The organism is Lactobacillus sp. ESL1191 (assembly GCF_058504435.1).
Genome location: NZ_CP196365.1, coordinates 1,039,860 through 1,066,125, shown reverse-complemented (window position 1 = coordinate 1,066,125; position 26,266 = coordinate 1,039,860). Strand labels below are relative to the sequence as shown.

Genomic DNA, 26,266 nt, shown 5'->3' with positions numbered 1-26,266 from the left:
GACATTTTACCCTAAAAGTAACACATTTGCTCAAAAAGATTGCAGAATTCTTGTGAAAGAGAAGAAGAAAATTAAGGAGGATGAATTTTGAAAAAAACAAATGTATTAATAATTACGTTGGCGGTCTTTATGACGACTTTTATGACTGCCATCGAAGGTACAATCGTGTCGACGGCAATGCCGACAATTGTTTCTAGCCTTGATGGTTTGAAAATTATGAATTGGGTAATCTCGATTTTTGTCTTTATGACGACTGTTACAACCCCTTTGTTTGGGAAGCTGGCAGACAGCATTGGGCGTAAACCGATTTTTCTATTTGGGATTGCTCTATTCGTGCTGGGGTCGGCACTTTGTGGTCAGGCGCATAACATGGTTCAGCTGATTTTGTTCCGAGTAATTCAGGGACTAGGGTCAGGTGCGGTTCAACCAGTTGCAATGACCATTATTGCTGATATGTATGATCCAGAAAAACGGGCCAAGATGTTAGGTCTTAATTCTGGATTTTGGTTAGTGGCTTCAATCATTGCTCCACTACTTGGTGGTTTTATTATTCAGCGCCTGTCCTGGCATTGGGTGTTTTACATCAACGTGCCGATCGGCATAATTGCCCTTGTTTTGGTGCTAGTTTTTATGAACGAGTCAAGGGCTAAGAAGAAAGCTAAGTTAGATGTAAAAGGGACATTCTGGTTGATGGTTTTACTCTTGACGTTGATGTTTGCTCTGCAGCAACTGGGCACACTCAGCCCGCTCTATTTGCTTGGATTAGCAGCAGTAGCGGTTGTAAGTGCATTACTCTTCTACCGGGAAGAACGGAAAGCAGAGGATCCAATAATGCCACTGACGATGCTTAAAGGTCGGCAGTTTTTGGCGATGAACATGACCACCTTGCTAATTGGTGGGGTGGTGGCCGGTTTTGAATTTTACCTGCCAACCTGGATGCAAGGTATCAAGGGTGCCAATGCTACGGTGGCCGGTTTTGCAGTCACGCCGTGTTCGCTTATGTGGGTTGCCGGTTCCTTCCTGGTTGGTAGAATGCTAAAACGCTGGGGTGTACGCAAGAGCTTCTGTGGCACGTTGGTGGTGATTTTGGCGATTGATTGTGTGCTCTTATTCCTGCCAATAAGTACACCAATCTGGGTCTACTATCTTATTTCTGCGGTCAACGGGATTTCTTTTGGGGTCATCATCCCCGCTTCCCAGGTGCAGTCTCAAGTCCTGGTAGAACCAAGTAATGTTGGTGTGGCAACTTCATTTAATACCTTGATGCGGTTCATGGGGCAAACCATGATGATGTCAATCTATGGTATTACCTTTAACACTGTGGTTGCCGGTCAACTGGCCAAGCACCCGCAGCTCAACCAAGGCATGATGAACAAGATTGTCTCGTCAGCGAAGGCCCAAGAACTGGCTACTAACTTAGTGCCGCAGCTGCGTCAGGTATTATTCAGTGCCTTGAGAGGGGTATTTGTAGTCTCACTGGTAGCAATTATCCTGGCCTTGATTTTCAACAATATTTATAAAGAAAAAATCAAGCATAAAAATTCCACTAGGCCTGGACTGTATTAGAGCCCAATTGTGCAACATTGAGAATACGGCCTAGCCGGTAATTAACCGACTAAAAGAAATTGCCGGCCGTTTTAAGTGATAAAAACAATAAATTTTGTGCTGGTCTAAAAGTAAAAATTTGAAGGAGAAAACGATGGAAGTAATTCAAAAAATTTTAGCTGGTGAAATAAAAACTTCGGGCACAATTGTACCGCCGGAATTGCAAAACCCATACCAGCCAAGTGGTTTTAAAAAAGGCGAAAACAAGACTAAGGCGCTGGTAGTTGTGGGTGAACCGCGCAAGTACAGCTTGACTTACGACTTAATTAATACTGCAATGCGATACTTGGAAGAGGAAGGATGGTCGATTGAGTTACGTGATCTTTATGACCTCAATTTTGCTCCAGTTTTACGGCCAGATGAATTTTATTACGTCAAAGATGGCTTGGGTCAAACACCGGCATATCTGGCTCAAGAGCAAGCTTTAGTGCGTCAAGCAGATGTTTTGCTTTTTGCTTATCCTAACTGGCACGATGCTCCTGTTAGCATTGTGAAGGGTTACATTGAAAAAGTGTTCGCTTCTGGCTTTGCCTATCAAAAAGGAGCACAAGGACCTGTTGGATTGCTGACTGGCAAATACCTATATACCATTATGAATTGTGGTTACTTGGGTGGCGGTCAGGGTTATATTGGAGATGGCATTGGTCGAAATGATCAATTATGGGATCAGTACATGAAGGCCTTTAAGGTCTTTGACGACGACACCGCCCAGTTCTGGGGGGCAACCAACGCTGGTCGTTTTGTTAATGATCAAAGTCCCCAAAATTTCAGTCCAGATTATCAGCAAAGATTAACCCAGTTGCGGACAATTTTGAAGAAGCATTTAAAACGTGATTTATTAGACCTGATTGACTAGTTTTAGGCAGGCTAATAAGAGGATTTTTCGCACAAAAAATCCTGTTAATAGCAAGTCGTAGAAATAAGGCGACAAGCACTATCAACAGGATAAAAAGCCAAGCGAGTACTTTTTATTAGTTAACTTATTCCTCTAAATAGTAGTGGAATAAAAAGGTATATCCAATCAAGACAAAGGTGATCCCACCCAGGAAACCGCCAACTACATCAGAGGGGTAGTGAACATGGCTAAAAATCCGCGTATAACCAATCAGTAAGGGAAAAAGTGCCCAGATAAAGCAAAGAAGTGACCTAACGGTCCAATTCCTGACTAACAAAATTGTTAAAACAATGAGCACGCCAAACAATGCGGCACTGCCAACAGAATGCCCCGACGGAAAACTGTATCCGTGAGCATCAACTAAGTGGTGTGTCAGTGGACGCTGACGTTCAACTGCATGCTTGATGAGCCAATTGTAGCCATTAGCAGCTATCATTGTCACAGCCGTAAAGAAGGCAAAAGCATATTTCCGGCAAAAGGCCAAAACGACGCAAATAATAATTGTTTCAACCACGATAACAGAGGTATTGCCTAGATTGGTGAAGGCAGTGGTAAATTTAACGCTGGCTGCATTATGGTTGCAAATAGCATTAATGACAGTCTTGTCGAAGTTGCGTATCAGCTGGCTACCTGAGGAAACCAATATTGCCCAGGTTGCATATAGCAAGGTGAAGATTGTTGCTGGAACAATCGTATCTCTTTTGTAATGGTAGTATGTAGTATCCAAATAACTTCTCCCTTTGATTTTTTTAGTATTTGTGGTAAATTATAATCATTATCGAGCAAAAAAGAAAGTTCAGGAACTAGTAACAATATTATTTTTTTAGAGAAGAGTCGGTCGGTGCAAGACTTAAAAAATAAGTTGCGAACTGAGCCTGATGTAAGCTAATCGTTTGCTAACCGCGTTAAGGGGCGTTTGAGGGTCGCGCTGAGAAGCGTGAAACTTAGGTGGTACCGCGATTATTCGTCCTATGAAGAGTTTCATAGGACTTTTTTTATGAGGTTAAAGGGATGTACAATCACAAAGTTGTTGAACAAAAATGGCAGAAATATTGGGCTAAGAATCAAACTTTCAAGACGGGTAGCGACCCCAAGAAGAAAACTTATTACGTGTTAGACATGTTTCCATTTCCTTCAGGTAAGGGGCTACATGTTGGTCACCCTGAAGGCTACACGGCAACAGATATTGTTGCGCGGATGAAACGCAGCCAGGGCTACAATGTTCTTCATCCAATGGGTTGGGATGCCTTTGGTCTGCCCACTGAACAGTATGCACTGCAGACCGGGCAGGATCCAGCAGTTGTTACCCAAGAAAATATTGTCAACTTTAAACGACAGTTGAACAAGCTGGGCTTTTCTTATGATTGGGACCGGGAAATTTCGACCGCGGATCCCAAGTTTTACAAGTGGACCCAGTGGACCTTCGAGCAGATGTATAAGCATGATTTGGCCTATGAGGCAGAAGTGCCAGTTAATTGGTCACCAGATTTGGGTACTGTTGTTGCCAATGAAGATATTGTTGATGGCAAGACAGAACGCGGTGGTTATCCGATCTACCGGCGCAATATGAAGCAGTGGGTGCTGCGTATTACCAAGTATGCCGACCGTCTACTGGCCGGACTAGATAAGTTAGATTGGCCTGAGAATATTAAGGAGATGCAGCGCAACTGGATTGGGCGTTCGATCGGTGCGCAGGTAACCTTTCAGGTAAAAGATTCGGTCGAGGCCTTTGATGTCTTTACGACGCGGCCAGATACCCTGTTTGGCGCAAGCTATGCCGTGCTGGCACCGGAGAGCAAGCTGGTAGCAAAAATAACAACTGCAGGTCATCAAATTGAAGTCGAAGAATACATTAAGCAGATCGAATCTAAGTCGGATTTGGAAAGGACAGATTTGAACAAAACTAAGACTGGCGTTTTCACCGGTGCTTATGCGATCAACCCGGTCAACAATGAGAAAATCCCAATTTGGATTGCTGACTATGTTCTAGCTAGTTATGGTACCGGTGCAGTTATGGCGGTGCCAGCGCACGATACCCGCGATTACGAATTTGCGCAAAAGTTCAATTTGCCAATCAAAGCAGTTATTGAGGGTGGTGACATTAGCCAGGAAGCCTTTACAGGGGATGGCTGCCATATTAATTCCGAATTTCTAAACGGGCTTAACGTTGAAGATGCCAAGCAAAGCATAGTGGAATGGCTTGAAGATCACCATGTGGGGCAAAAGAAGGTCAACTATAAGCTGCGAGACTGGGACTTCAGTCGTCAGCGGTACTGGGGTGAACCAATCCCGGTCATTCACTGGGAAGACGGTGAAACTACGCTGGTGCCAGAAGATGAGTTACCGTTAGTTCTGCCGCATGCAACAGACATTAAGCCGTCAGGGACCCCAGAAAGCCCACTGGTTAACCTCAAAGATTGGGTTAACGTGGTCGACAAGAATGGTCGCAAAGGTAAGCGGGAGACCAATACGATGCCTAACTGGGCCGGCTCATCCTGGTACTTCTTGCGCTACATTGATCCGCACAATGATCATCAACTAGCTGATCTGGATAAACTCAAACAATGGTTGCCAGTAGACTTGTATATCGGCGGAGCCGAACATGCGGTGCGCCACCTGCTTTATGCTAGATTTTGGAACATGGTACTCTATGACTTAGGAGTTGTACCTAATGAAGAACCCTTCCAACGTCTCTATAATCAGGGCTTGATTCTCAAAAACCACGAAAAGATGTCCAAGTCCAAGGGCAATGTGGTTAACCCAGATGATGTCATCGATGATTACGGAGCTGATAGTCTGCGAATGTACGAAATGTTCATGGGCCCCCTTGATGCCTCAATTGATTGGGATGATAATGGTCCGGCCTCAACTAAGAAGTTTTTGGATCGTGTATGGCGTCTCTTGGTTAATGACCTTGATCTGAAGGCAATCCCACAGACCAACATTGTTAGTGAAAATGATGGTGCTTTAGATAAGGTCTACCATGAAACAGTCAAAAAGGTTACCGAAGACTTTGACAGTCTTCACTTTAATACAGCCATTTCGCAGCTAATGGTCTTTATAAATGCTGCGCAAAAGGTGAAGTCGATTCCAAGAGAATATGCTGAAGGCTTTATTACTTTGATGGCACCAATTGCACCGCACATGATGGAAGAAATCTGGCAGGTCTTTGGCCATGCTGAATCGGTTACTTTTGCCAAGTGGCCGACTTATGATCCGGCCAAGTTAGTTGAGTCTACGGTTGATATCATGGTACAGGTTAATGGTAAATTACGCGGCAATTTTGATGCTCCTAAGGATTCTACTCAAAACGAGCTTCAAAAGCAGGCACTCGCTTTGCCTCATGTTCAGAAATTTTTGGCGGGTAAGGAAGTCAAGAAAGTTATTGTGGTGCCTAATAAGATAGTTAATATTGTTGCCAAATAAAGTTAATTTTTCCTAAAATGAAATTATATTTGTTGTTAATTGGCGGTTTTGCTTCAAAATAGGGTAGTTGAGTACATTAGATTTAGGAAATATTGATGAAAGAAAATAAGTTGACAGAACAAAATTCGCACGACACCTTTATTAGGGGAAGTGCGTGGATGACTTTCGGCTCTATTACCTCACGCATTTTGGGGGCTCTGTATATAATTCCATGGTTTATTTGGATGGAACCATACGGTAATATTGCCAATGCCCTAACCGCTAGAAGTTATAATATCTATAGCATTTTTATTCTGATTTCAACTGCCGGTATTCCAGGAGCGGTGGCCAAGCAAGTCGCCAAATATAATGCACTGAATGAGTATGGCGTTGGTCGTAAGTTATTCCGCCGGGGTCTTGCGCTGATGGTCATGCTGGGCATCGTTTCGGCTGCAATTATGTACTTGGCTGCCCCCTTTTTGGCATCTAATGGTTCACGCAGTGATCCCAGGCAGGTTGCGGTTATGCGCAGCCTGTCCTATGCTATTTTGATTATTCCTGTGTTGAGTATCATGCGAGGCTATTTTCAGGGCTATGCGGACATGATGCCGTCGGCCATGTCTCAGTTTGTTGAGCAACTTGCGCGGGTCATTTGGATGTTGCTGACAGCCTTCATTATCATGCAGGTCCAGCACGGTAGTTTTGTCGATGCGGTTGTCCAATCCAATTTAGCGGCCGCGATTGGAGCGATATTTGGGATTGCTATCTTAGTTTGGTTTTTGTTGTCAAGACGTCAAAAACTTAACTATTTGGTTGAAAATTCGGCAAATGAAATCCAAGTTTCAACTATGTCGCTGTTTGGTGAAATTATCGAGCAGGCGATCCCCTTCATCATTATTGATGCAGGTATTCAGCTGTTCTACTTGGTCGACCAATACACTTTTCACCCAATCATTGCTAGTGTGATGAATGCCAGCTATAACACGATTGAAACTTGGTATGCATTATTTGCGCTAAATGCTAATAAGCTAATTATGATTATCGTATCACTGGCTAGTGCAATGGCCGTGACGGCTATTCCGCTTTTGTCGGCAGCGCATGCTAAACATAATATTCATGAAATTTCGGAGCAAGTTAGCAACACACTTGATTTATTTTTATTTGTGATGATTCCGGCCGCCTTTGGGATGGCTGCTATTGCTACACCGGTTTACACCATCTTCTATGGTTTTGATCAATTAGGTTCGAATATCCTATACTTTTCATCATTTACTTCGATTACTTTGGGTTTGTTTACCGTCCTAATGGCAATTTTGCAAGGATTATCGGAAAATAATTTAGCAATCAAGTATTTGATTTTGGGAATCGTGATCAAGCTCCTTATCCAGTATCCCATGATTTATCTTTTCAAGGTATTTGGACCGCTTGTTGCCACCAATGTGGGTATGTTGGCGATTATCTACCTAGCCCTTAAGCACTTGAGGGTTAGCTATCATTTTAATTTAGACCGCACCAGCCGCCGGTTTATTGGCATTACTAGTTTTTCTTTAATAATGTTTGCCCTGGTGTTGCTTTTGCAGAAGGGATTAGGAAACTTTTTAAATCCAGCCAAGCGTTGGCAAGCCCTTGCAATTGTCTTTATATCAGTAATTGCTGGTGGATTGGTTTATGGTTTTGCTGCTATTAAATCAAATCTGGCTCAAAAAATTTTGGGTGACAAAATTATTCCTATTTTGAGAAAATTACATCTTAAAGCCTAAAAAGACGTCATCATTATTAAATGATGACGTCTTTTACTATGGTCGCAAAATCGATGTCTAGTCAGACTCTGCCTGCCCCTGCCAAGGAATCCTATTTTATCAGTTACACCATGGCAATACAACTACGGCTTATAATAATCGCCATTTGAAATGTTGTCATGATGGGGTGTATCAGGCATCACAATTGCTGCAACAATATAGACAAGTAGCCCAAAGCCAGTACCAAAAATTAACACGGCACCACCGATTCTAGTCCACGCCTTGTCCCAATCAAAATAGTCTGCAATTCCACCTAAAACGCCAGCCATAATTTTATCTTTTGATTTAGTTAATTGTTTTTGCATAATAACTCTTTTAAATTTAAATCAAAAACGCTAATCACTGAAGATTAGCGTTTTAACAACTATGCCCCGAAAAAGATTCGAACTTTCACTTAGTTGCCTAAACAGCGACCTGAACGCTGCGCGTCTGCCAATTCCGCCATCGGGGCCAATGATTTTTAACACAGTAATAATAATACCAAAAATTTGGTAAAATGTAAGCATAAAAGATTAAATATCTGAAAATTTATCCCAAAAGGAGTTTCGTCATGTTTAAACAAAGGTTAAAAAAGCTGATTTTGGTTGGCATGGCAGCATTACTGTTGCTTATCCCGACCCAGGTCAACGCTGCTGGGTTACCCGATGATTACCATCAGGCTCAATTAGGTCTTGAGGTAAAGTCTGCGATTGCCATTGACAGCAAAACTGGTCAGTTATTATACGGAAAAAATATTAACCAGGCTTTGCCAATCGCATCGATGACTAAACTGTTAACGGTCTATCTAACTCATCAGGCAATTGCAGAACATAAGCTTAGCTGGGACACAAAAGTTAAGCCGACGGCGCAGATCGTTGCAGTCTCAGCCAACAGAGACTTTTCTAATGTGCCGCTGAAAGCAGACCATACCTATACAATCAAGCAGCTCTATCAGGCAACCCTGATTCAGTCGGCTAACGGCGCTGCAATGATGTTAGCTCAGGCAGTGAGCGGTTCGCAGCTAGATTTTGTCAGGCAGATGCGTGCACAGTTAGAAAAATGGGGGATTGATGATGCTCGTATCTACACTACTTGTGGGTTACCGAATAAAAGTGTTGGTAGTGATTCAGATCCCGCTGCTGACAAAAATGCTGAAAATGAAATGTCGGCTAAAGATATGGCCATTGTTGGTAAGAATTTGTTAGCTGATTATCCTGAAGTAGTCAGGACAACTAGGATTGCGCGACTTGATTTTATTGATCAAAGACAAAAAACTAGCATGACCAACTTTAATTGGATGCTCAAAGGGTTACCGCAACATCGGCCTAGTCTAGAAATAGACGGTCTCAAAACTGGGACAACCGATGCCGCTGGCGCTTGTTTCATTGCGACTGCTAAACACCAGGGAGCACGAGTAATCACGGTGGTGATGGGAGCTCGGTATGTGAACGGAACAGATCCGGCCCGTTTTGAACAGACGAGTAAGTTGCTTAACTACCTCTTTCAAAGCTACCATCCCATAATTTTTAAAAAGAATGAAGCAATTATTGGTAACACAAGTATAAAGGTTCATAATGGTCAGGCGTCTAAAATTAACATTGGGATGAAAACCGCGAGCGAACTATGGCTTCCCCGTGGTCAAAAACTAACAGTGGATCTGACTAATAATAGGGTTGAGGCTCCAATCGAAGTGGGGGAAATAGCAAGCTATTATCGCTTTCGCGTAGGCGACCGCAAGTTACTAGCAGTGCAAGGCACTAACAATGTGGAATTGCCGGCAAAAGCTATGCAGTCAACTAAGAAGGTTAACTTTCTGATTCGCCTTTGGCGCTGGTTGTTTGGAGGCTAATAATGGATGAAATTTCACCAGAAATTTTGCAGCAAGTAATAAAAAAACGTGCAAGTAACACTCATAAAGGTGATTACGGCCGTGTCCTGTTAATCGGTGGGAGTGAGAATTACGGGGGCGCAATTATCATGGCTACTGAAGGGGCTATTAACTGTGGGGCCGGGCTGGTTGCTGTAGCAACACACTCGCTCAATGCAGCTGCGCTTCACGCCCGTAATCCTGAGGCGATGTATATTGACTGGCGCGATCACGGCTTGTCCAAGTTGATCAAGCAGATGGATGTCATTGTCTGTGGTCCGGGGCTAGGCACTAGTCCCTTTGCCCAGAAAATACTGAAAATGCTCGGTCAAACAGTAACTCCGGAGCAAACACTGGTGTTAGATGCCAGTGCTTTAGACCTGCTTGCATTGGATAATACACTGCTTCCTTCAACAGCGGTCCGGATAATTTTGACACCCCACCAAATGGAGTGGCAGCGGCTCAGTCAGATTCAAATTCCCTATCAGTCTGCCAGCGCCAACGCTGCTGCCTTAGCAAAACTTTTTCCTGACCATAATGCAATTTTAGTTTTGAAGTCCAGTCACACTCAGATATACGATCCTGATGGACAAGTGAGTGTCAATCCGGGCGGTAATCCGGGAATGGCAATGGGTGGCATGGGAGATACGTTGGCTGGTATTATTGGCGGTCTGGTTGCCCAGTTCGGCAGTGACTTGGCGACTGTGCAGGCTGCGGTTTATCTTCATTCGTTGGCTGGCGATCTGCTTGCACAAACGGATTATACGGTTAGGCCAACTAAGGTCAGTGCGCTATTGCCAAAATTAATGAAAAAATATGGGGGATATTAGCCCATAAATAAGGTAAAATTAGCTTAACTTGTCTGGGAGAGAAAAATTCAGTATGAAAAAAGGTCCATTAAAGTCACTAACAATTTTCTTTATTTTGATAATTTGCGTAGTTAGCCTTGCCCGAATCTACATGCCGCATAGTACGAAAGAAGCGGGAAAGCATGAAGCTGAGCAAAAAACGGTGATGAAAAAAACGGCTGCTTCTTACCGACCATACCAAGATCCGGCTAGTTTGCGAAAACCATATGATTGGCATAAACCCAGCCAAACGACACCTTATCCTAAGCTTAAACGCCTTGAAAATGACCTATCCATTAGGGTGTCCCTGAAGGGTAACCGCGTCTATATTCTGCGTGACCATGAGCGCGTATATACGATGCTGGCTAGTAGTGGCGTATTCAAAAAAGGTAAGTCGTTAACACCAACTGGTACCTTTAAGATTCGTTATGATCGTGGGGCGGCATTTTATAATCCCAACCTAAATGAGGGTGCAAACAACTGGGTGAGTTGGGATGAGCAGAACGTCTACCTATTTCACTCTGTACCAACCAAGAGTAATGGCCAATATCATAAAAAAGAAGCTCAAAAATTGGGGGTCAAGCCTGCATCACACGGCTGTATTCGACTCAGTGTGGCTGACTCAAATTGGTTGGTTGAACACATTCCAGCAGGCACTGAGGTAATTATCAAAAACAAGTAAAGGGGTTGGCGTTGACTTATTTTCCTGTTATAATCATGCTTATACCGTAGTTAGAAGTAGTAGTCATTTTTCCTAAGACAGCGAGCCTGCAGGTGGTGTGAGACAGGTTGGGAGCATGGTGAAGGCGTGTCTAACTAGCAAATTAACGACTTTAAAAGCGGATACTTTGTATCAAGTAGAGTGGTACCGCGGGTGAAAACTCGTCTCTTCCTTCAGGATTGAAGGAAGAGACTTTTTTTATTGATTGCTGAGGAGGCAAAAAATGAATTTTAAAAGTAAAGTAGTTGACTTAATAGCAAGTCAGGTTGATTTATCTAAGGACAAGATTAACCAGCTAATTGAACGACCTAAGAATGAAAGACTGGGGGATTATGCTTTTCCAGCCTTTATCTTGGCAAAGACTATGCATAAAAATCCGGCTGAAATTGCTCAGACCATTGCGGCTAACTTGAGCAGTGAAGACTTTGCCAGCATCCAAGCCGTCGGCCCCTATGTCAATTTTGCCATCAACCATGAGAAGTTGATTAGTCAAACTTTACAAACTGTTTTGACCAAGCAAGACCACTTTGGTGACCAGGTTCTCGGCACCGGTAATATTCCAATTGACATGTCTAGTCCTAATATTGCCAAGCCTATGTCAATGGGACACTTGCGCTCAACAGTAATCGGTAATTCCATCGCTGAAACCCTCAAAAAGGTTGGTTACAGTCCAATTAAGATCAACCATCTGGGTGATTATGGGACGCAATTTGGTAAACTGATTGCTGCATATAAGCATTGGGGTGTAGAAGCTGATGTGAAAAAAGACCCGATTATGAGTCTGTTCAAGTATTACGTGAAGTTTCATGCCGAAGCTGAGAAAGATCCAGAGCTTGACGACGAGGGCCGGGCCTGGTTTAAAAAATTAGAGGACAATGATCCAGAAGCAGTCGAGCTCTGGCAATGGTTCCGTGATGTTTCTTTGGCTGACTTCAACCGTATTTACCAGGAGCTCGGAGTAAGTTTTGATTCTTATAAAGGAGAGGCTTTCTTCAATGATAAGATGCAACCGGTAATTGATGAACTAAAAGACAAGGGCTTGCTACATGAGTCGCGGGGAGCTCAAGTGGTTGATCTGGCAGAGGATAAAAAGCCGGCGATGATTGTTAAGTCAGACGGTAGTAGTATATACCTAACTCGTGACTTGGCTGCCGCAATTTACCGAATGAAGACCTATCATTTTGTCAAGATGCTATATGTTGTGGGGAATGAGCAGGCTAATCACTTCGTTGAACTAAAGGCTGTCTTGAAGAAGATGGGTTATGATTGGTCAGACGACATATATCACATTCCGTTTGGCTTGATTACTCAGAATGGGCAGAAGTTATCTACTAGAAAGGGAAACGTAATCTTTCTTGATCAAGTTCTAAATGATGCGGTAAAACTGGCTCGACAGCAAATTGACCAGAAGAATCCGGACCTGGCTGACAAGGACCAAGTGGCCCATGACGTAGGAGTTGGTGCGGTAATTTTCCATGATTTGAAGAATGACCGGGTGGAAAACTTTGACTTTGATTTAGAAGAAGTCGTCCGCTTTGAAGGGGATACTGGCCCTTATGTCCAATATACTAATGCCCGGGCCCAGAGTGTACTACGCAAGGCAAAGCAGCTCGACCAGGAGCCTGACGTAACTGGAGCAGTTATGGAAGATGATTGGGCCTTTAGTGTAGCTAAGGCCTTAGCTGATTTTCCACGCATTATTGCTCGTAGTAGCCAAATGTTTGAACCGTCAATAATTGCTAAGTATGCCCTAGAAGTAGCTAAGAAGTTTAATAAGTACTACGCTAACGTCAAGATTTTGAACGAAGATGAGCAAATTAATGCTCGTCTGGCCTTAGTACAGGCGACTTCATATGTTTTGACCGAGGCACTTCGGCTACTTGGAGTGAATGCACCTAAGGAAATGTAATTGACAAATATTTTGCTGAAATAGCGTTTACATCAGATAAAAGATTGTTCAAGTTTTAATTAATACGGTACAATGTTGATGTAAGTTTAATAGGAGGTATTTTTAATGGCATATTTAGATAATGGTAATCAAATCTTTCAAGATGCGCGTAAAAACCATTATGCAGTAGGTGCTTATAACACTAACAACTTGGAATGGACGCGGGCAATTTTGCAGGCGGCTGAGGAAACTAGAACCCCCGTTTTAATTCAAGTATCAACGGGTGCTGCGAAGTACATGGGTGGCTACAAAGTAGCTAAGGACTTGGTTGAAGATCAAATCGATGCAATGGACATTTCTGTGCCAGTTGTTTTGAACCTGGACCATGGTGACTTTGAATCTGCTAAGGAATGTATTGCACTTGGTTATTCGTCAGTGATGTTTGACGGTCATGCTTTATCAACTGAAGAAAACTTGGCTAAGACCAAGGAAATCGTCAAGTTGGCACATGAGCGCGGCATTTCCGTTGAAGCTGAAATCGGTAAAATTGGTGAAAACCAGGGTGCTGATGGTGGTGAACTTGCTTCTGTTGAAGATGCCAAGGCCTTTGCTGAAGCTGGTGTCGACAAGCTGGCTTGTGGTATTGGTAACATTCACGGTGTTTATCCAGCTGACTGGAAGGGCTTGAATTTTGACCGTTTGAAGGAAATTGCTGATGCTGTTTCTGTTCCGCTTGTTTTACATGGTGGTTCCGGAATTCCTGAAGAACAGGTTAAGAAGGCCATTTCGCTTGGTATTTCAAAGGTTAACATTAATACTGAATTCCAATTGGCGTTCCAAGAAGCAACACGCAAGTACTTCGAAGCGCACAAGGATGAAGATAAGGCCAACAAGGGTTATGATCCACGTAAGCTGTTGCTTCCTGGTACTGAAGCAATCACTGCTTCAATGAAGGAAATGATCAAGTGGCTTGGAACTCCCTCAATTGATGACAAGATCAAGTCGGTTGCCTTTGATAAGAGCTCATTGAACTTAGAATAATTTTGTTTAAAAGATAAAAGACCAGTCCTGTAGGACTGGTCTTTTTTGGCTGAAAAATAAAAAAGTGAGCTTTTCCTTGACTTAAAGTTCACTTAAAGGGTTAGACTCAGGTTATCAATTAAGTATGGAGGAAAGACAATGATTGTAGACGAAACAATGACCTTAAGTAACGGCGTTAAAATTCCCAAGCTAGCCTTGGGCGTTTGGGAAATTCCCAATAACCAGGTGTCTGCTGTGGTTGAAACGGCATTAGGCCTCGGTTACCGACACATCGATACGGCCCAAGCCTATGCCAATGAGGCTGGGGTTAGTGAAGGCGTCAAAAAGTCGGGTATTAAGCGTGAGGATATTTTTGTTAATTCGAAAGTTGTCGCTGAAATCAAAAATTACGCTGAAGCTAAAAAATCAATTGATGCGAGCTTGATGAAGATGGGTTTGGATTATCTAGATATGATGATTATTCATAATCCGCAGCCTTGGAAAGAGGTCAATCAGTCAGATGACCGCCACTTTGAAGGCAATTTGGAAACTTGGCGTGCGCTTGAAGATGCCTTAAAGGCCGGCAAATTACGCGCAATTGGTGTTTCCAGCTTTCAGGCGGAAGACTTGCGTAACTTGATTGACAATAGTGCTACCAAGCCGATGGTTAATCAAATTCTGTGTCATATTGGAGCTACTCCACAAGAATTGCTTGATTATTCACAAGACCAGGGTATAGTGGTTGAATCATTTTCGCCGGTGGCCCATGGAGCAGCGTTGAACGACCCAATTATTAAACAGATGGCAGACAAGTACCAAGTATCTGTTGCTCAGCTCTGTATCCGCTATGACTGGCAACTCAACACTGTGGTATTGCCGAAGGCGGCTCATCGTGACCATATTAAAGAGAATGCAGAAATTGCTTTTACTATTTCTGCAGCGGACATGGCAATCTTAAAAGAAATCAAGGCGCTTGATTACGGTTCAGCCAGTCACTATCCGGTGTTCGGTGGCAAGCTATCAGATAATAGCTAAGCCTTAATTATGCGACTAATACAAAAAGCAGGGATTGAATTTCAAATCAACTCCTGCTTTTTCTTATTCAAAGTTAGTGCGCCAAAATTTCTGTAGTGAACACACTCTTTAGGATTTTTTTAGCGTAAGCTATTTCAGTTGCCAAACGCCCGCCGGACTTAATGTTCGAAATTGAAAAGGCAACTTTTATCTTATTGGGCGGTAAGACAATGTAATTGATATGATGGTACACTTCCCGGCTAACAGCTTCAATGCTGGTTGTCATGTCACCTAAGCCCAAGTCGGCAAGCTTAAGAGCAGTATAAGAGTCGCGCACATGAATTTGCGGATAGAAGTTAATACCCATATTACTAAAAAAATTATTGATAAGATCTTGGTAGCCTCGCTGTCCGTCAACGACGATGAAGCTTTCATGATTAAGTGCTTGTAGGTCTTTGGCATTAAATTCAATTTTTCGTTTGCCGGGTTGGTATAAAGTTGATTTGCGGCTAAGCACCAGAACTTGGGTATCAGCATGCAGGTTTTCATTAACTATGTTGGGAAGTCTGATAGTGTTGCCGACAAAAAGGTCTAGCTGTTCATCCTTAAAAGCCTTAACAGCATCGGCTGTGCTTAACTCACTTGTTTTGGTTTTTAGATGAGGATACTTAGCCAGCAGCTGTGGCAATACTACTAAATTGAAATTTTGTCCCAAAGGCGGGGTAACGCCCATCCTTAGAGTCAAAAAATTATTCTTTTCATATTGTTTCATTTCTTCTTGTAATTGATTTTTTAATTGTAAATCTTTTCGCAAATAACGAATTAAAAGTTGACCAGCGGGAGTCAGTTGAATGGGATAGGAATCACGCTTGACCAGTAAGACATTATACTCTTGCTCATATTTTTTTATTGTTCGACTAAGGTAAGGCTGTGTAAAATAAAGCTTTTTGGCAGCCTCAGACACGGAATTACTGTTTTCTAAGGTTTCTAAAAAAGTCAATAACCGATTATCCATATTTCACCTATGCCTATTTTGTAATAGTAAATTAAATAATTAAGTATTTCACATACTTCTAATTATAGTGTTTAATGAAAACATAGACAAGATAAATTGTTGAAAGGGGAACTTTTAAATGACTAATACGAAAAAATTTCAATGGGATGCGGTCTATGACGTTGCTGTCTTAGGTTTTGGTGGTGCTGGCGCTTCTGCTGCAAGGTTTGCGGCTGATAATGGTGCCAAGGTCCTTTTGGTGGACAGCGCTCCGGAAGGCCACGAAGGTGGCAATACCCGTTATTCTGGTCAAATGGTTGGTGCCGGTACTGATTATGATGCCTTAAAAAATTATCATGAACATTTAGCCGCACCGTTAAAACCTGATAAGGGTTCATTCGATGTCTTTGTCAAGGGAATGGCTAATATGGGTGACTACTTCAGAAAATACCTGGATGTAGAATCAGTTAGCATGAAGAAGCTGTTGGCTGGTACGCCGTCAACCGCCTATGTAACTGAATATCCTGAATTACCTGACGCTGATTCCTATGATGCTTATTTAGTTCACAACGGTGTTGACGATGCAGCGCTATGGAAGATCTTACGACAAAAGGTTTTGGACCGGTCTGACAAGATTGATATTTGGTATTCTTCACCAGCTAAGCACTTGATTCAGGATGGCGCAAGCAAGGCCGTGATCGGTGTTCAAATTGAGCGCGACCATGTCTTGCGAAACATCAGGGTAAAAAATGGTGTTGTATTGGCCACTGGTGGTTTTGAAAACAATAAAGAAATGATTCAAATTTTCTTGCAATCATCCTATTTATCGCCAATTGGTACTTTGTACAATAAGGGTGACGGCATTAAAATGCTTGAAGAAGTGAACGCCCAGCTATGGAATATGAGGTCATTTGAATCACTCGGCCAATTCCACGGCTTGTCATTGCGGCAAAAGGAAGGGGTTCGTTCTACTTACGCATTAAATGTCTTTTGGCAAGAGAGCTCTAATGGCAGTGTCATTGTTGTTGGCGATGATGGTAGCCGTTACTTTAACGAGGCGGAGATGAACCGCCATGGTCACATATACAATCATGGCGACTGGGCCGTACCCCTAAACCAAAACCGGCCATATATGATTTTTGACCAAAGAAAATATGATGAACTCAAGCATGAACCTGAAGATGGGTTAAAGGTGCCAGGTTTCTTAGACCATGCAATTAAAGCAGCGACAGTTGAAGAATTAACTGAAAAGATTGGTAAAAAAGCAGATAGTTTAACTAATACAATTGCTGAATTCAATTTTATGGCTAAGCAGGGTAAAGATTACGCCTTCCACCGTGATCCTAAGACCTTGCGCGAATTTAGTGACCATGGTCCGTATTACGCAATTGCCTTAAGACAGAACATGCTTAATACGCAAGGTGGTGGCCGCCGGGATGGACATTCACAAGTGCTTGATCCAGATGGTAACCCGATTCCACACTTGTATGAAGCCGGTGAGTTAGGTGCTCCTTTTGTCAATAAGTACACTACCGGCGGTAATGTTGCTGATTGTTTGATTTCAGGTAAGATTGCCGGTGAAAATGCGGCCACCAGTAAGTCCGATTTGCCGCTGTCTGGCGGTACTAGCTTAGCTGATGCCAGTGTCAATGAAAACTTTGATGCAAGCAGTGATGAAGGCGATAACCAGTACTCAACTGGTGATAACCAGTACCTCGGCTATAGTAATCAGGGCATGGGTGACGGCGTTGTGGTGCGAACGACGCTTGGTGCTGATGGTAAACTTGAAAATATTGAGATTTTGAAGCAAACCGAAAGTGATGATTACGGTCTTAAAGCTATCAAGGAGTTGCCACAAAGAATGGTTGAAGCTAACTCTTATGATGTTGACGCCGTTTCAGGTGCTTCGCAGACTAGCGCAGCAATCAAGGAAGCCGTTAAAGATGCTCTAGATAAGGCAAAGTAAAATTCATAGCAAAATAAGACGTTTCGTATGCCAGACAACGTCTTATTTTTTTGTGCTAAATTCAAAGTAAAACAACTTCGTTCATTAAGACGAAGTTGTTGCGCTGGCTGCTCGTTTTAAGATTAATCAGCTAGCTTAATAAATTCAGTTGGCTTTTTTAGTGCGGGCTCGGTCAAAAGTTCAACTTTATTGGCGGCTACAGTAATTGGTAAAAGGCCGTGGTCGTACAAGCGCTCTTCAACAAACATTGCGCCTTGGTCGTTAATAATGACCGGATAGTCCCATTTCCCTAGGGTAACCATTAGATTGCCAGCTTGTTCCCGTAATGAAATCAGCCCGTAACCGGGATTGTGATAATCGCCTAGATATTCAGTCCTGGCCTTGACGGCTTTAGCTGAATTGCCTTTGAGTTTGCCTAGCTGCTCTTCTTTTTGGCGGTTTTTTTGCTGCATGACGTTGAAGACCTTTTCTACCCAGTCAGTGTCATCAGTGCCAAGTGCATCATCAATAGTCTGGTAGGCCAGCGCAAAAATGGCATCAGTCGAATCCATATTGGTGGTAACTACAAAGGCGAGGTCGAGGTCAGGTACAAAACCTAAAAAGGAGCAGTAGCCAATGTAGGAACCACTGTGGTAGAAGTACTTGTGGCCGCGGTAATCTTCCATCATCATGCCCAAACCATAAGCGGCAAAATTAGCACCGCCATAAGATCGGCTGGGTTGCATGATAGATTGCGGCAAGTAACGCTGGCCGGTTATTTTGTGGTTGGTGGTTTGCTGAGTTTTTAATTGAAATTCCGCCCATGAAAGCAAGTCTGCAATCGTCGCTAACATACTGCTGGCTCCGCCAACTTTGCCAGGTGCAATAAAGGGAACTTCCTGGTTTACATTATTGTCGTTAATATAAGGCTTAACAATGCGTTTGCGGGGAGCTTCCTGGTGGTTGATAAAAGTATTACTCAGCTCTAGCGGCTTAAGCAAGTGGTCGCGCTCATAACTGCCATAGTCTTGTCCAAGTGCTTGTTCCATTGCATAAGTTGCGGCAGCAAAAATCAGGTTACTATATTGCATCTTGTAGCGCAATTCATGGGTCGGCTCTAAGTAACCAACTCGTTCAGCCTTTTCTCGCAAAGACAAGTCTTGGCCATTCATATTCGTAAAACGCATTAAATCATGTGCTGGTAACCCGCTTTGGTGGCTAAGGGCGTCGCGCCAGGTTAGATGGTCCTGGGCATACTGATCGATTAGTTTAAAGTCTGGCCAAGCTTTCTTTAGAGAATCATCCAGATTGATTTTACCTTCCTCTGCAAGTTGGCAGACCGCCGTTGCGAAAAAAGTCTTTGAAATTGATGCCAAGGGATACAAACTATCTTTGGCAGCGTCACCATACACATTGCTGTAACTATTGCCGTCTTGATAGACCCCGAAACCTAGACTTGGTAGGTTGAAGCGGGAGAGCACGGTTTGGGCTAATTGGTCGATTCTTTCCTGATTCATGGTTACTCCTTTTTAGAAAAATATCTGCAATTTGTTTATATTTTACACTTTTTTTCACTAAATTAGCAATTAATTCAAAATTTATGATGAAATAATTTAAGATACATGATATATTTGTAATTACATTATAAAATAGATTGAAAAGGATGAAGAAGATGAAAAAAGATAAATTGCTTACCTCATTGGGAATTTTGGGCATATCGGCGGTAGCCTTAGCGGCTTGTGGAAAAGGTTCAACCAATAATGATGAAACTAAGTCGGTAGCCAAGTTTCCAATGGCGACACCGCAAAAAGAAGTTAAACAGGGCGGAACGGTTAAGATTGCTGTTGAAACGGATACGCCATTTGCGGGAGTCTTTTCACCAGAATTATCTTCTGAAGACATGGATTCGCAAGTAGGAGCTCCGGGACAGGAAGCACTGTTTGACAGTGACGATCAGTATAAGATCAACAATAAGGGTCCGGCAACGTTTAAGTTGGATTCCAAAAGTAAAACGATAACCGTTGAAATTAAAAAGGGAGTTAAGTGGTCTGATGGTAAGCAAGTGGTGGCCAAGGACTATGAATTTGCCTATGAAATTTTGGCTAACAAGGATACGATGTGTCCTAGATATAGCAGCCAATTTGAGATTTTGAAGGGTTTGAAAGAGTACCATGAAGGTAAGGCTAAAACAATTTCAGGGATCGAACTGCCGGATGGTGAAAATGGCCGCAAGGTAGTGTTACACTTCAGCAAGTTAAATCCAAGCATGTCCAGCGCTGGTAACCGTTTCATGTGGGCTTCGGCTGAACCCTACCACTACTTAAAGGATGTTCCGCTGACGAAGCTTAAGTCTTCAGACAAGGTTAGAAAAGAGCCGCTGTTCTTTGGTGCTTTTAAGGTGGAGAAGGTGGTGCGCGGTCAATCCGTTACTTGGGTACCAAATACCTATTACTGGCGCGGCAAACCTAAGCTCGACAAAATTGTGATTTCGGTTGTTTCACCTAACTCCGCTTCACAAGCCATTAAGAGTCACAAATTCGACGTGGCTCGTGTGATTAATACCCAGTGGGAGCAGGTTAAGGGAACCAAGAGCGTTAACTTTATTGCGCAGATTCCGCTTAGTTACCACTATTTAGCCTTTAAAGTTGGTAAGTGGGACAAGGCTCAGAGCAAAAACGTTGAAAATCCTAATGCCAAGATGAATAATCAGAAACTGCGGCAGGCAATCGGTTATGCTATGAATGTTAACGAAGTTGACAAGCGTTACACCAGTTCATTGAGCTTCAGAGTACCAACCTTAGTTCCTTCACAGTTTGGTGACTTCTTTGATAAGAACGCCAAAGGCTATACTTACAACTTGAAGAAGGCTAATGAACTTTTGGACAAGGCAGGCTATAAGAAGAAGGGTAAGTGGCGCGTGCAGCCTAATGGCAAACCGTTGACCATTAACTTGGCCGCAATGAGTGGAGATTCAACGCAGGAACCGATTATCCAAAATTACCTGCAGCAGTGGCATAAAGTTGGGCTAAACGTCAAGTTAGCCACTGGGCGCTTAATCGAACACAATTCTTTCTATGACAAGGTGCAAAACGATGATAAGGGGATTGACATGTTTATTGCTGGTTGGTCAATGCCGTCTGAACCGTCACCGCACACCTACTACAGTGAGAGTGCTCCCTTTAATATGGCGCGTTTTGTAACGACTAAAAATAATAAGTTATTAGATGAAATGAACTCGCAAAAGGCCTTCGATCATAAGTACCGCGTAGAAAAATTCCATGAATGGCAAGAATACATGAATGAGCAAGCGTATGTGATTCCTTTGGATAATTCATACCAAATTACAGCGGTGAATAAGAAGTTAACCGGTCTGTCCATGAAACCATCCGAAAATAATAATCAGCAACCGCTTTGGTACAAAGTAGGCTATGCCAAATAACGTAAAAAATTAATTAGTAAGGAAACGAATACTTAGATGAGCACAGGAAGCAAAATAATTACTTTAGACAATGGTTACCACCTTTGGACCAGTACCCAAGGTGAGGGTGACATCCACCTTTTAGCCTTGCACGGTGGCCCTGGCGGCAACCACGAATATTGGGAGGATGCGGCAGATCAGCTGCAAAAGCAAGGGTTAAAGGTCCAGGTAACCATGTACGATCAGTTAGGTTCCCTTTATTCAGACCAACCTGACTATGCGAATCCTGAGATTGCTGAGAAGTACTTGACTTACGAGTACTTCTTGGATGAAGTTGATGAGGTGCGGGCTAAATTGGGGCTCGATCACTTTTACTTGATTGGTCAAAGTTGGGGTGGTGTATTGGCCCAAGAATATGCGGTTAAATATGGCCAGCATCTTAAGGGAACAATTGTCTCATCGATGGTTGATGAAATTGATGATTATATTGACTCGATTAACCGGCGCCGCCAGGAGATTTTTCCCCAGACCGAAATTGACTTCATGCATGAGTGTGAAGTTAATGATGACTATGAAAATAAACGCTACCAGGAAGATATTCAGATTCTGAATATTAATTTTATGGACCGTCGTCAGCCCTGCAAGCTATACCATCTGAAGCGTATTGGTGGTCTGCCAGTCTATCATACTTTTCAAGGTGATAATGAATTTGTCGTGACCGGCAAGCTGAAAGAGTGGCATTTCAGGGAACATTTAAAGGAAATTACGATGCCAACGCTGTTAACCTTCGGCGAAGAGGATACGATGCCGATAGAAACGGCCAGAATCATGCAGAAAGAAATCCCGCATGCTCGTCTGGTCACCACACCTAATGCGGGACACCACCACATGGTCGACAATCCTGATGTGTATTATAAACACCTGGCAGATTTCATTCGAGAAGTAGAAGCTGGAACTTTTAAAGGCGAGTAGCTCAGCAGGAGCAAGTCTAGCAGTTTTCAGTAGGAGGGCAAAATGAATTTTAAAATTGCCACAGCCACCAGTGCCGATCTGGAGAAGATTAATGATCAGCTTGACGAATTTAACGAAGCCGCTGTGCCAATTCTCCAGGAAGAAGCTAATAAGCGCTTCGCATATATAATTAAGCATACTCGTCGATGTACTTCATTGGCTACATTGACGCTTTATGGGTGGACCAAGAATATCGGCATCAAGGTTTGGGGAGCCAGTTGATGAATAAAGTTGAAGCTGATTTACAGCGTTATGGCTGTCCGCAGTGTCACCTTGAGACCTTTGACTATCAGGCCCCTGGCTTTTATCAGAAAAGAGGATATCGAGTCTTTGCTACCCTGAAGCATTCAAAGGCCAACGTTGAGGAATTCTTCCTGGTCAAGGATCTGGATTAATAAGTGAAGAAGTTAGTAAAAGCAAAACTCCCAAAATGATAATAATTTTGGGGGTTTTTGGTATGCACAACAAGTGAAGCTAGCCCTTACTTAATAAAGCCAACTTTGGTTAACGGCAATTTAAGCTGTTTCCGTTCAAATGAAAAGGGCTGCGTAAATGACATCTGATAGGCAGTTAAATGCAGCAACTGGCCGGGCAGCGCTGCTGGATTATATAAGGGGTCACCAATGATTGGACAGCCAAGGGCGGCCAAGTGAACGCGGATTTGGTGGGTGCGTCCCGTTTTTAGACTAAGTTTAACTAGGGCCGTTTGGTTTGCTCTGCGTTCCAAAACTTGATAATTCGTAAGCGAATTGAGCCCGCTTGGGACTACCATCCGTTTGCGCTGATCGTCGGGATCTTTGCCAATGGGTAAGTCGATGATGCCAGAATCTTTTAACACCTTGCTAGCAGTGACCAATGCCAAGTACTCGCGATGAAAGGTCTTGGTCGTCAGCTGCCGGTTTAAGCTGGGGACGACTGCCGGGTTTTTGGCAACTAACAATAACCCACTAGTTAGCATATCCAGACGGTGAACGATAAAGGGTGTTGTCCCTAAATAGGTGGCACAATCATTCAATGCAGTGTTAGTTTCAGCCAAGTTGGGGTGCGTTTTTTGGCCGGCCGGCTTGTTAATCACTAGGAGATTGTCATCTTCATAGATAATATCAGGAATCTGGGTGCTGGCTGGGTAGGGTTGCTGGTTGGGTTCAACGTGGTTAAGTAGCAGTTCGACTTGGTCGTTAGGATAGACTAGGTCACTAAAGTGACGGTAATGGCCGTTGACTAACACGTTTTGCTTAATTCTTAGGTAGTGGCGCCACTTGCGCGGCACTAGCAATACCCGCAGGAGGTCACCGACAGTGACCGGTTGACGGTTTGGGGGATAGTTAAGGGTAAAATAATAGCTCATAAATATTTATTAAGTCTTTTGGTAAAATCTGGGTAATTTTCACTAATATGGTACAATTCTAGGTGTTTCTAAAAGGAGCAGATCTAATGCAAAATAATGAACCAAATAAAAACGGGTTACGCAGCCTTTGGCGGCGCTTTGATAACCGTTTTTTCATCGGGCGCTGGATTATTTTAATCTTGCTCAGCACAACACTTTTGGTTTGTACTTATTATACCGTTAAAGTAAAGACTTCCAACATTTCCAACTTGAAAGCATCGCTTTCAAGAACAACGGGCATTTACGACTATAAGGCCCAAAAAGCGGGATCGCTGTACTCGCAAAAAGGAACTTTTGTCGAATATAATAAAATTTCGCCTAATGTCAAAAATGCGGTTATTTCAACTGAAGACCGGACATTTTGGAAAAATCCGGGTTTTAGTGTCAAAGGTATGGGGCGCGCAGCTTTAGGGTTGATGCTTCATCGCGGTCAGATTGCTGGTGGTGGCTCGACCATTACCCAGCAGCTTGCCAAAAACGCCCTGCTAACCCAGCAACAAACTTTTTCACGGAAAATCGAAGAGCTTTTTTTTGCGGTTGAAATTAATCATGTTTATTCAAAAAAAGACATTTTGACCATGTACCTTAACAAGGCCTATTTTGGCAATGGGGTGTGGGGGGTTCAAGATGCCAGCCATAAGTACTTTGGCAAAAATGCCTCCGAGTTAACTGTCGGTGAAGGGGCTACTTTGGCCGCTATTTTGCGTAATCCCAGCAAGTATAACCCAATTGACCATCTGAACTATTCACTGTCTCGCCGCAATCTGGTTTTGGACTTGATGGTGGCCAACCAAAAACTTGCGCCGCAACAGGCGAAAGTGGTTAAAACGCAAGGGCTCGATATTCGTGATACTTACCATAATAAGGATGGTTACCGCTACCCATACTTTTTTGACGCGGTCGTTGATGAGGCAATTAAGCGCTATGGACTTAAAGAAGAAGACGTCATGAACAAGGGGTTGAAAATTTATACGACCTTGAACCAGAATTATCAGAGTCAGCTTCAACAGAAGTTTGAGCAGGACTGGTTATTCCCGCAGAATGCAGCTGACGGAACCAAGACTCAAGGGGCCAGCGTGGTGATGGATCCGGAAACTGGGGCTGTGCGGGCAGTTGTTGGTGGACGTGGTAAGCACGTCTTTCGGGGTTATAACCGGGCTACGCAGATGAAGCGGCAGCCCGGCTCGTCAATTAAGCCAATTGTGACCTATGCCCCGGCACTCCAACAGGGCTACCACTATGATTCACAACTGTCTAACAAGCTCCAACGGTTTGGTAAAAATGGCTACGAACCCCATAACGTTGATAACAGCTATTCCGATAAAATTCCGATGTATACAGCTCTGGCCCAGAGTAAAAATGTACCAGCCGTTTGGCTGTTAGACCGCATTGGCATTTCTAAAGGGGTACAGTCTGCCAATAACTTTGGCTTGAAAGTACCAAGCGAGGATCAAAACCTTGCGCTGGCCTTGGGCGGCTTATCGACGGGGGTATCTCCTTTGCAGATGGCGCGGTCATATTCGGCCTTTGCCAACAAGGGCAACTTGCCGAATAGTTCCTACTTTATTACCAAGATTACTGATGCTAGCGGTAACGTGATTGCAGAAAACCATGACCGGGGTCAACACCGAATTATTTCGGAAAGTACGGCTAGGGAAATGACCACGATGCTCTTGGGAGTCTTTACTGGTGGTACCGGTACGGCCGCTCAACCGGCTGGCTTTCAGGTTGCTGGTAAGACCGGCTCAACGGAAGTGCCCAATTCGTATGGCTTTGGTACAAAAGACCAGTGGATTGTCGGGTATACACCAGATGTTGTTGTTGCTACGTGGGTTGGCTTTGACCAGACTAACAAAGATCACTTCATGCATGGTATTTCCGAAACGGAGATTACCCGGCTCTACAAGGCGGAGATGGAGGGGATATTGCCATATACCGCCCAGAATAAGTTTAGTGAACAACCACCACAACAAATTATCAAAAATAACGGTGCTGGGTCTGATTGGACTAAAGGAATTGGTGGTGAGATCAAAAAAGGGATCGGTTCCGCGGGTGAAAAACTGAATGAATGGTATAATAACGTCAAAGGACTTTTAGGTCATTAATTAGGAGGAAGATAATGGTAAATATTTACGACTCAGCTAATCAACTAGCTGCTGATTTGCAAAAAGTCGATGAATTCAAGGCTTTGGAACAAGCGGTTGAAGGTGTTAAAGGGAACGCAGATAGTTCTGCCTTGTTTGCGGAAATGAACAAGATGCAGACTGAAATCATCGATACACAGTCGCAAGGCAAAGAATTGTCTAAGGAGCAACAGGCCAGCTACCAACAATTGAACGAACGTCTGCAAAAGGACCCGTTAATTATGAAGTTACTGCAGACCGAGCAGGACCTATATAAGACACTCGATGAGGTTCAAAAGGCAATTACTAAGCCAGTTAATGACCTTTATGAAGGTCTTAGAGACTAA

The 26,266-nt window shown here is 43.3% G+C and carries 22 protein-coding genes and 1 tRNA gene; 17 read left to right on the top strand and 6 right to left on the bottom strand.

The window, feature by feature from the left end; translation table 11 throughout:
* Positions 1-87: 87 nt before the first annotated feature.
* Positions 88-1,566: an MDR family MFS transporter gene (locus ACSYSN_RS05480; protein ID WP_491711901.1), complete on the top strand. Its 1,479-nt coding sequence runs from the start codon at positions 88-90 to the stop codon at positions 1,564-1,566.
* A gap of 133 nt (positions 1,567-1,699) precedes the next feature.
* On the top strand, positions 1,700-2,461 hold the full coding sequence (locus ACSYSN_RS05475; RefSeq protein WP_491711900.1) for an NAD(P)H-dependent oxidoreductase: 762 nt from the start codon (positions 1,700-1,702) through the stop codon (positions 2,459-2,461).
* Between the two features lie 124 nt (positions 2,462-2,585).
* On the opposite strand, the gene ACSYSN_RS05470 is transcribed toward ACSYSN_RS05475, so the two are convergent.
* Positions 2,586-3,227, bottom strand: a complete 642-nt coding sequence (locus tag ACSYSN_RS05470) for a phosphatase PAP2 family protein (RefSeq protein ID WP_491711899.1) — start codon at positions 3,225-3,227, stop codon at positions 2,586-2,588.
* 284 nt (positions 3,228-3,511) lie between these two features.
* Here ACSYSN_RS05470 and leuS point away from each other — a divergent pair, with 284 nt between their 5' ends.
* Both leuS and ACSYSN_RS05460 read left to right on the top strand, forming a co-directional pair.
* Positions 3,512-5,926, top strand: a complete 2,415-nt coding sequence (leuS, locus tag ACSYSN_RS05465; RefSeq protein ID WP_491711898.1) for a leucine--tRNA ligase — start codon at positions 3,512-3,514, stop codon at positions 5,924-5,926.
* A 92-nt stretch (positions 5,927-6,018) separates the two neighbouring features.
* Complete coding sequence (locus ACSYSN_RS05460) at positions 6,019-7,665, top strand: putative polysaccharide biosynthesis protein (RefSeq protein ID WP_491711897.1); 1,647 nt, start codon at positions 6,019-6,021, stop codon at positions 7,663-7,665.
* Between the two features lie 122 nt (positions 7,666-7,787).
* On the opposite strand, the gene ACSYSN_RS05455 is transcribed toward ACSYSN_RS05460, so the two are convergent.
* Entirely contained in the window at positions 7,788-8,009 is a 222-nt protein-coding gene (locus ACSYSN_RS05455; protein ID WP_491711896.1) for a PspC domain-containing protein, read from the bottom strand.
* A gap of 62 nt (positions 8,010-8,071) precedes the next feature.
* Positions 8,072-8,155, bottom strand: a tRNA-Leu gene (locus ACSYSN_RS05450).
* A gap of 99 nt (positions 8,156-8,254) precedes the next feature.
* Here ACSYSN_RS05450 and ACSYSN_RS05445 point away from each other — a divergent pair.
* The 6 genes from ACSYSN_RS05445 (at position 8,255) to ACSYSN_RS05420 (ending at position 15,062) form a co-directional block, all read left to right on the top strand.
* On the top strand, positions 8,255-9,532 hold the full coding sequence (locus ACSYSN_RS05445) for a D-alanyl-D-alanine carboxypeptidase family protein (protein WP_491711895.1): 1,278 nt from the start codon (positions 8,255-8,257) through the stop codon (positions 9,530-9,532).
* A gap of 2 nt (positions 9,533-9,534) precedes the next feature.
* Positions 9,535-10,380: an NAD(P)H-hydrate dehydratase gene (locus ACSYSN_RS05440; protein ID WP_491711894.1), complete on the top strand. Its 846-nt coding sequence runs from the start codon at positions 9,535-9,537 to the stop codon at positions 10,378-10,380.
* A 52-nt stretch (positions 10,381-10,432) separates the two neighbouring features.
* Positions 10,433-11,080, top strand: coding sequence for a L,D-transpeptidase (locus tag ACSYSN_RS05435; protein WP_491711893.1), 648 nt, complete (start codon positions 10,433-10,435; stop codon positions 11,078-11,080).
* 262 nt (positions 11,081-11,342) lie between these two features.
* Entirely contained in the window at positions 11,343-13,028 is a 1,686-nt protein-coding gene (gene argS, locus ACSYSN_RS05430) for an arginine--tRNA ligase (RefSeq protein WP_491711892.1), read from the top strand.
* 105 nt (positions 13,029-13,133) lie between these two features.
* Positions 13,134-14,048 carry a class II fructose-1,6-bisphosphate aldolase gene (fba, locus tag ACSYSN_RS05425; RefSeq protein WP_317637021.1) on the top strand — a complete coding sequence of 305 codons (915 nt, stop codon included), beginning with the start codon at positions 13,134-13,136 and terminating at the stop codon, positions 14,046-14,048.
* Positions 14,049-14,186: 138 nt separating this feature from the next.
* Entirely contained in the window at positions 14,187-15,062 is an 876-nt protein-coding gene (locus ACSYSN_RS05420) for an aldo/keto reductase (RefSeq protein ID WP_491711891.1), read from the top strand.
* A 73-nt stretch (positions 15,063-15,135) separates the two neighbouring features.
* On the opposite strand, the gene ACSYSN_RS05415 is transcribed toward ACSYSN_RS05420, so the two are convergent.
* The gene (locus ACSYSN_RS05415) at positions 15,136-16,056 is read right to left on the bottom strand and encodes a LysR family transcriptional regulator (protein WP_491711890.1); all 921 of its coding nucleotides are present in this window, start codon (positions 16,054-16,056) and stop codon (positions 15,136-15,138) included.
* A gap of 118 nt (positions 16,057-16,174) precedes the next feature.
* Here ACSYSN_RS05415 and ACSYSN_RS05410 point away from each other — a divergent pair, with 118 nt between their 5' ends.
* Entirely contained in the window at positions 16,175-18,001 is a 1,827-nt protein-coding gene (locus tag ACSYSN_RS05410; RefSeq protein ID WP_491711889.1) for an FAD-binding protein, read from the top strand.
* Positions 18,002-18,123: 122 nt separating this feature from the next.
* On the opposite strand, the gene ACSYSN_RS05405 is transcribed toward ACSYSN_RS05410, so the two are convergent.
* A complete protein-coding gene (locus ACSYSN_RS05405; RefSeq protein WP_491711888.1) occupies positions 18,124-19,497 on the bottom strand; it encodes a serine hydrolase domain-containing protein in 1,374 nt (457 codons plus the stop codon).
* Between the two features lie 155 nt (positions 19,498-19,652).
* Here ACSYSN_RS05405 and ACSYSN_RS05400 point away from each other — a divergent pair, with 155 nt between their 5' ends.
* The 4 genes from ACSYSN_RS05400 to ACSYSN_RS05385 are packed head-to-tail and all read left to right on the top strand — an operon-like array spanning position 19,653 to position 22,804.
* Positions 19,653-21,419: an oligopeptide ABC transporter substrate-binding protein gene (locus ACSYSN_RS05400; RefSeq protein ID WP_491711887.1), complete on the top strand. Its 1,767-nt coding sequence runs from the start codon at positions 19,653-19,655 to the stop codon at positions 21,417-21,419.
* A gap of 36 nt (positions 21,420-21,455) precedes the next feature.
* Positions 21,456-22,370: a proline-specific peptidase family protein gene (locus tag ACSYSN_RS05395; protein WP_491711886.1), complete on the top strand. Its 915-nt coding sequence runs from the start codon at positions 21,456-21,458 to the stop codon at positions 22,368-22,370.
* Positions 22,371-22,412: 42 nt separating this feature from the next.
* Positions 22,413-22,631 carry a hypothetical protein gene (locus ACSYSN_RS05390; RefSeq protein ID WP_491711885.1) on the top strand — a complete coding sequence of 73 codons (219 nt, stop codon included), beginning with the start codon at positions 22,413-22,415 and terminating at the stop codon, positions 22,629-22,631.
* Positions 22,556-22,804, top strand: a complete 249-nt coding sequence (locus ACSYSN_RS05385) for a GNAT family N-acetyltransferase (RefSeq protein WP_491711884.1) — start codon at positions 22,556-22,558, stop codon at positions 22,802-22,804. Before ACSYSN_RS05390 ends, ACSYSN_RS05385 begins: the two co-directional genes overlap by 76 nt.
* Positions 22,805-22,890: 86 nt before the next feature.
* Here ACSYSN_RS05385 and ACSYSN_RS05380 read toward each other — a convergent pair whose 3' ends face one another.
* Positions 22,891-23,757, bottom strand: a complete 867-nt coding sequence (locus tag ACSYSN_RS05380; RefSeq protein ID WP_491711883.1) for an RluA family pseudouridine synthase — start codon at positions 23,755-23,757, stop codon at positions 22,891-22,893.
* Between the two features lie 86 nt (positions 23,758-23,843).
* Between ACSYSN_RS05380 and ACSYSN_RS05375 the strand changes: the two genes are divergently transcribed.
* Together ACSYSN_RS05375 and ACSYSN_RS05370 are read left to right on the top strand one after the other, a co-directional pair.
* Positions 23,844-25,901 carry a PBP1A family penicillin-binding protein gene (locus ACSYSN_RS05375; RefSeq protein ID WP_491711882.1) on the top strand — a complete coding sequence of 686 codons (2,058 nt, stop codon included), beginning with the start codon at positions 23,844-23,846 and terminating at the stop codon, positions 25,899-25,901.
* Positions 25,902-25,915: 14 nt separating this feature from the next.
* On the top strand, positions 25,916-26,266 hold the full coding sequence (locus tag ACSYSN_RS05370) for a YlbF family regulator (protein WP_491711881.1): 351 nt from the start codon (positions 25,916-25,918) through the stop codon (positions 26,264-26,266).

Bases quoted from the DNA above. Each gene is read 5' to 3' on its own strand.
- ACSYSN_RS05405 (WP_491711888.1), bottom strand. From the start codon at position 19,497: ATGAATCAGGAAAGAATCGACCAATTAGCCCAAACCGTGCTCTCCCGC.
- ACSYSN_RS05455 (WP_491711896.1), bottom strand. From the start codon at position 8,009: ATGCAAAAACAATTAACTAAATCAAAAGATAAAATTATGGCTGGCGTT.
- ACSYSN_RS05420 (WP_491711891.1), top strand. From the start codon at position 14,187: ATGATTGTAGACGAAACAATGACCTTAAGTAACGGCGTTAAAATTCCC.
- ACSYSN_RS05380 (WP_491711883.1), bottom strand. From the start codon at position 23,757: ATGAGCTATTATTTTACCCTTAACTATCCCCCAAACCGTCAACCGGTC.
- ACSYSN_RS05370 (WP_491711881.1), top strand. From the start codon at position 25,916: ATGGTAAATATTTACGACTCAGCTAATCAACTAGCTGCTGATTTGCAA.
- ACSYSN_RS05395 (WP_491711886.1), top strand. From the start codon at position 21,456: ATGAGCACAGGAAGCAAAATAATTACTTTAGACAATGGTTACCACCTT.
- ACSYSN_RS05435 (WP_491711893.1), top strand. From the start codon at position 10,433: ATGAAAAAAGGTCCATTAAAGTCACTAACAATTTTCTTTATTTTGATA.
- ACSYSN_RS05390 (WP_491711885.1), top strand. From the start codon at position 22,413: ATGAATTTTAAAATTGCCACAGCCACCAGTGCCGATCTGGAGAAGATT.
- ACSYSN_RS05400 (WP_491711887.1), top strand. From the start codon at position 19,653: ATGAAAAAAGATAAATTGCTTACCTCATTGGGAATTTTGGGCATATCG.
- ACSYSN_RS05385 (WP_491711884.1), top strand. From the start codon at position 22,556: ATGTACTTCATTGGCTACATTGACGCTTTATGGGTGGACCAAGAATAT.
- ACSYSN_RS05410 (WP_491711889.1), top strand. From the start codon at position 16,175: ATGACTAATACGAAAAAATTTCAATGGGATGCGGTCTATGACGTTGCT.
- ACSYSN_RS05375 (WP_491711882.1), top strand. From the start codon at position 23,844: ATGCAAAATAATGAACCAAATAAAAACGGGTTACGCAGCCTTTGGCGG.
- ACSYSN_RS05445 (WP_491711895.1), top strand. From the start codon at position 8,255: ATGTTTAAACAAAGGTTAAAAAAGCTGATTTTGGTTGGCATGGCAGCA.
- ACSYSN_RS05475 (WP_491711900.1), top strand. From the start codon at position 1,700: ATGGAAGTAATTCAAAAAATTTTAGCTGGTGAAATAAAAACTTCGGGC.
- ACSYSN_RS05440 (WP_491711894.1), top strand. From the start codon at position 9,535: ATGGATGAAATTTCACCAGAAATTTTGCAGCAAGTAATAAAAAAACGT.
- argS (WP_491711892.1), top strand. From the start codon at position 11,343: ATGAATTTTAAAAGTAAAGTAGTTGACTTAATAGCAAGTCAGGTTGAT.
- fba (WP_317637021.1), top strand. From the start codon at position 13,134: ATGGCATATTTAGATAATGGTAATCAAATCTTTCAAGATGCGCGTAAA.
- ACSYSN_RS05415 (WP_491711890.1), bottom strand. From the start codon at position 16,056: ATGGATAATCGGTTATTGACTTTTTTAGAAACCTTAGAAAACAGTAAT.
- leuS (WP_491711898.1), top strand. From the start codon at position 3,512: ATGTACAATCACAAAGTTGTTGAACAAAAATGGCAGAAATATTGGGCT.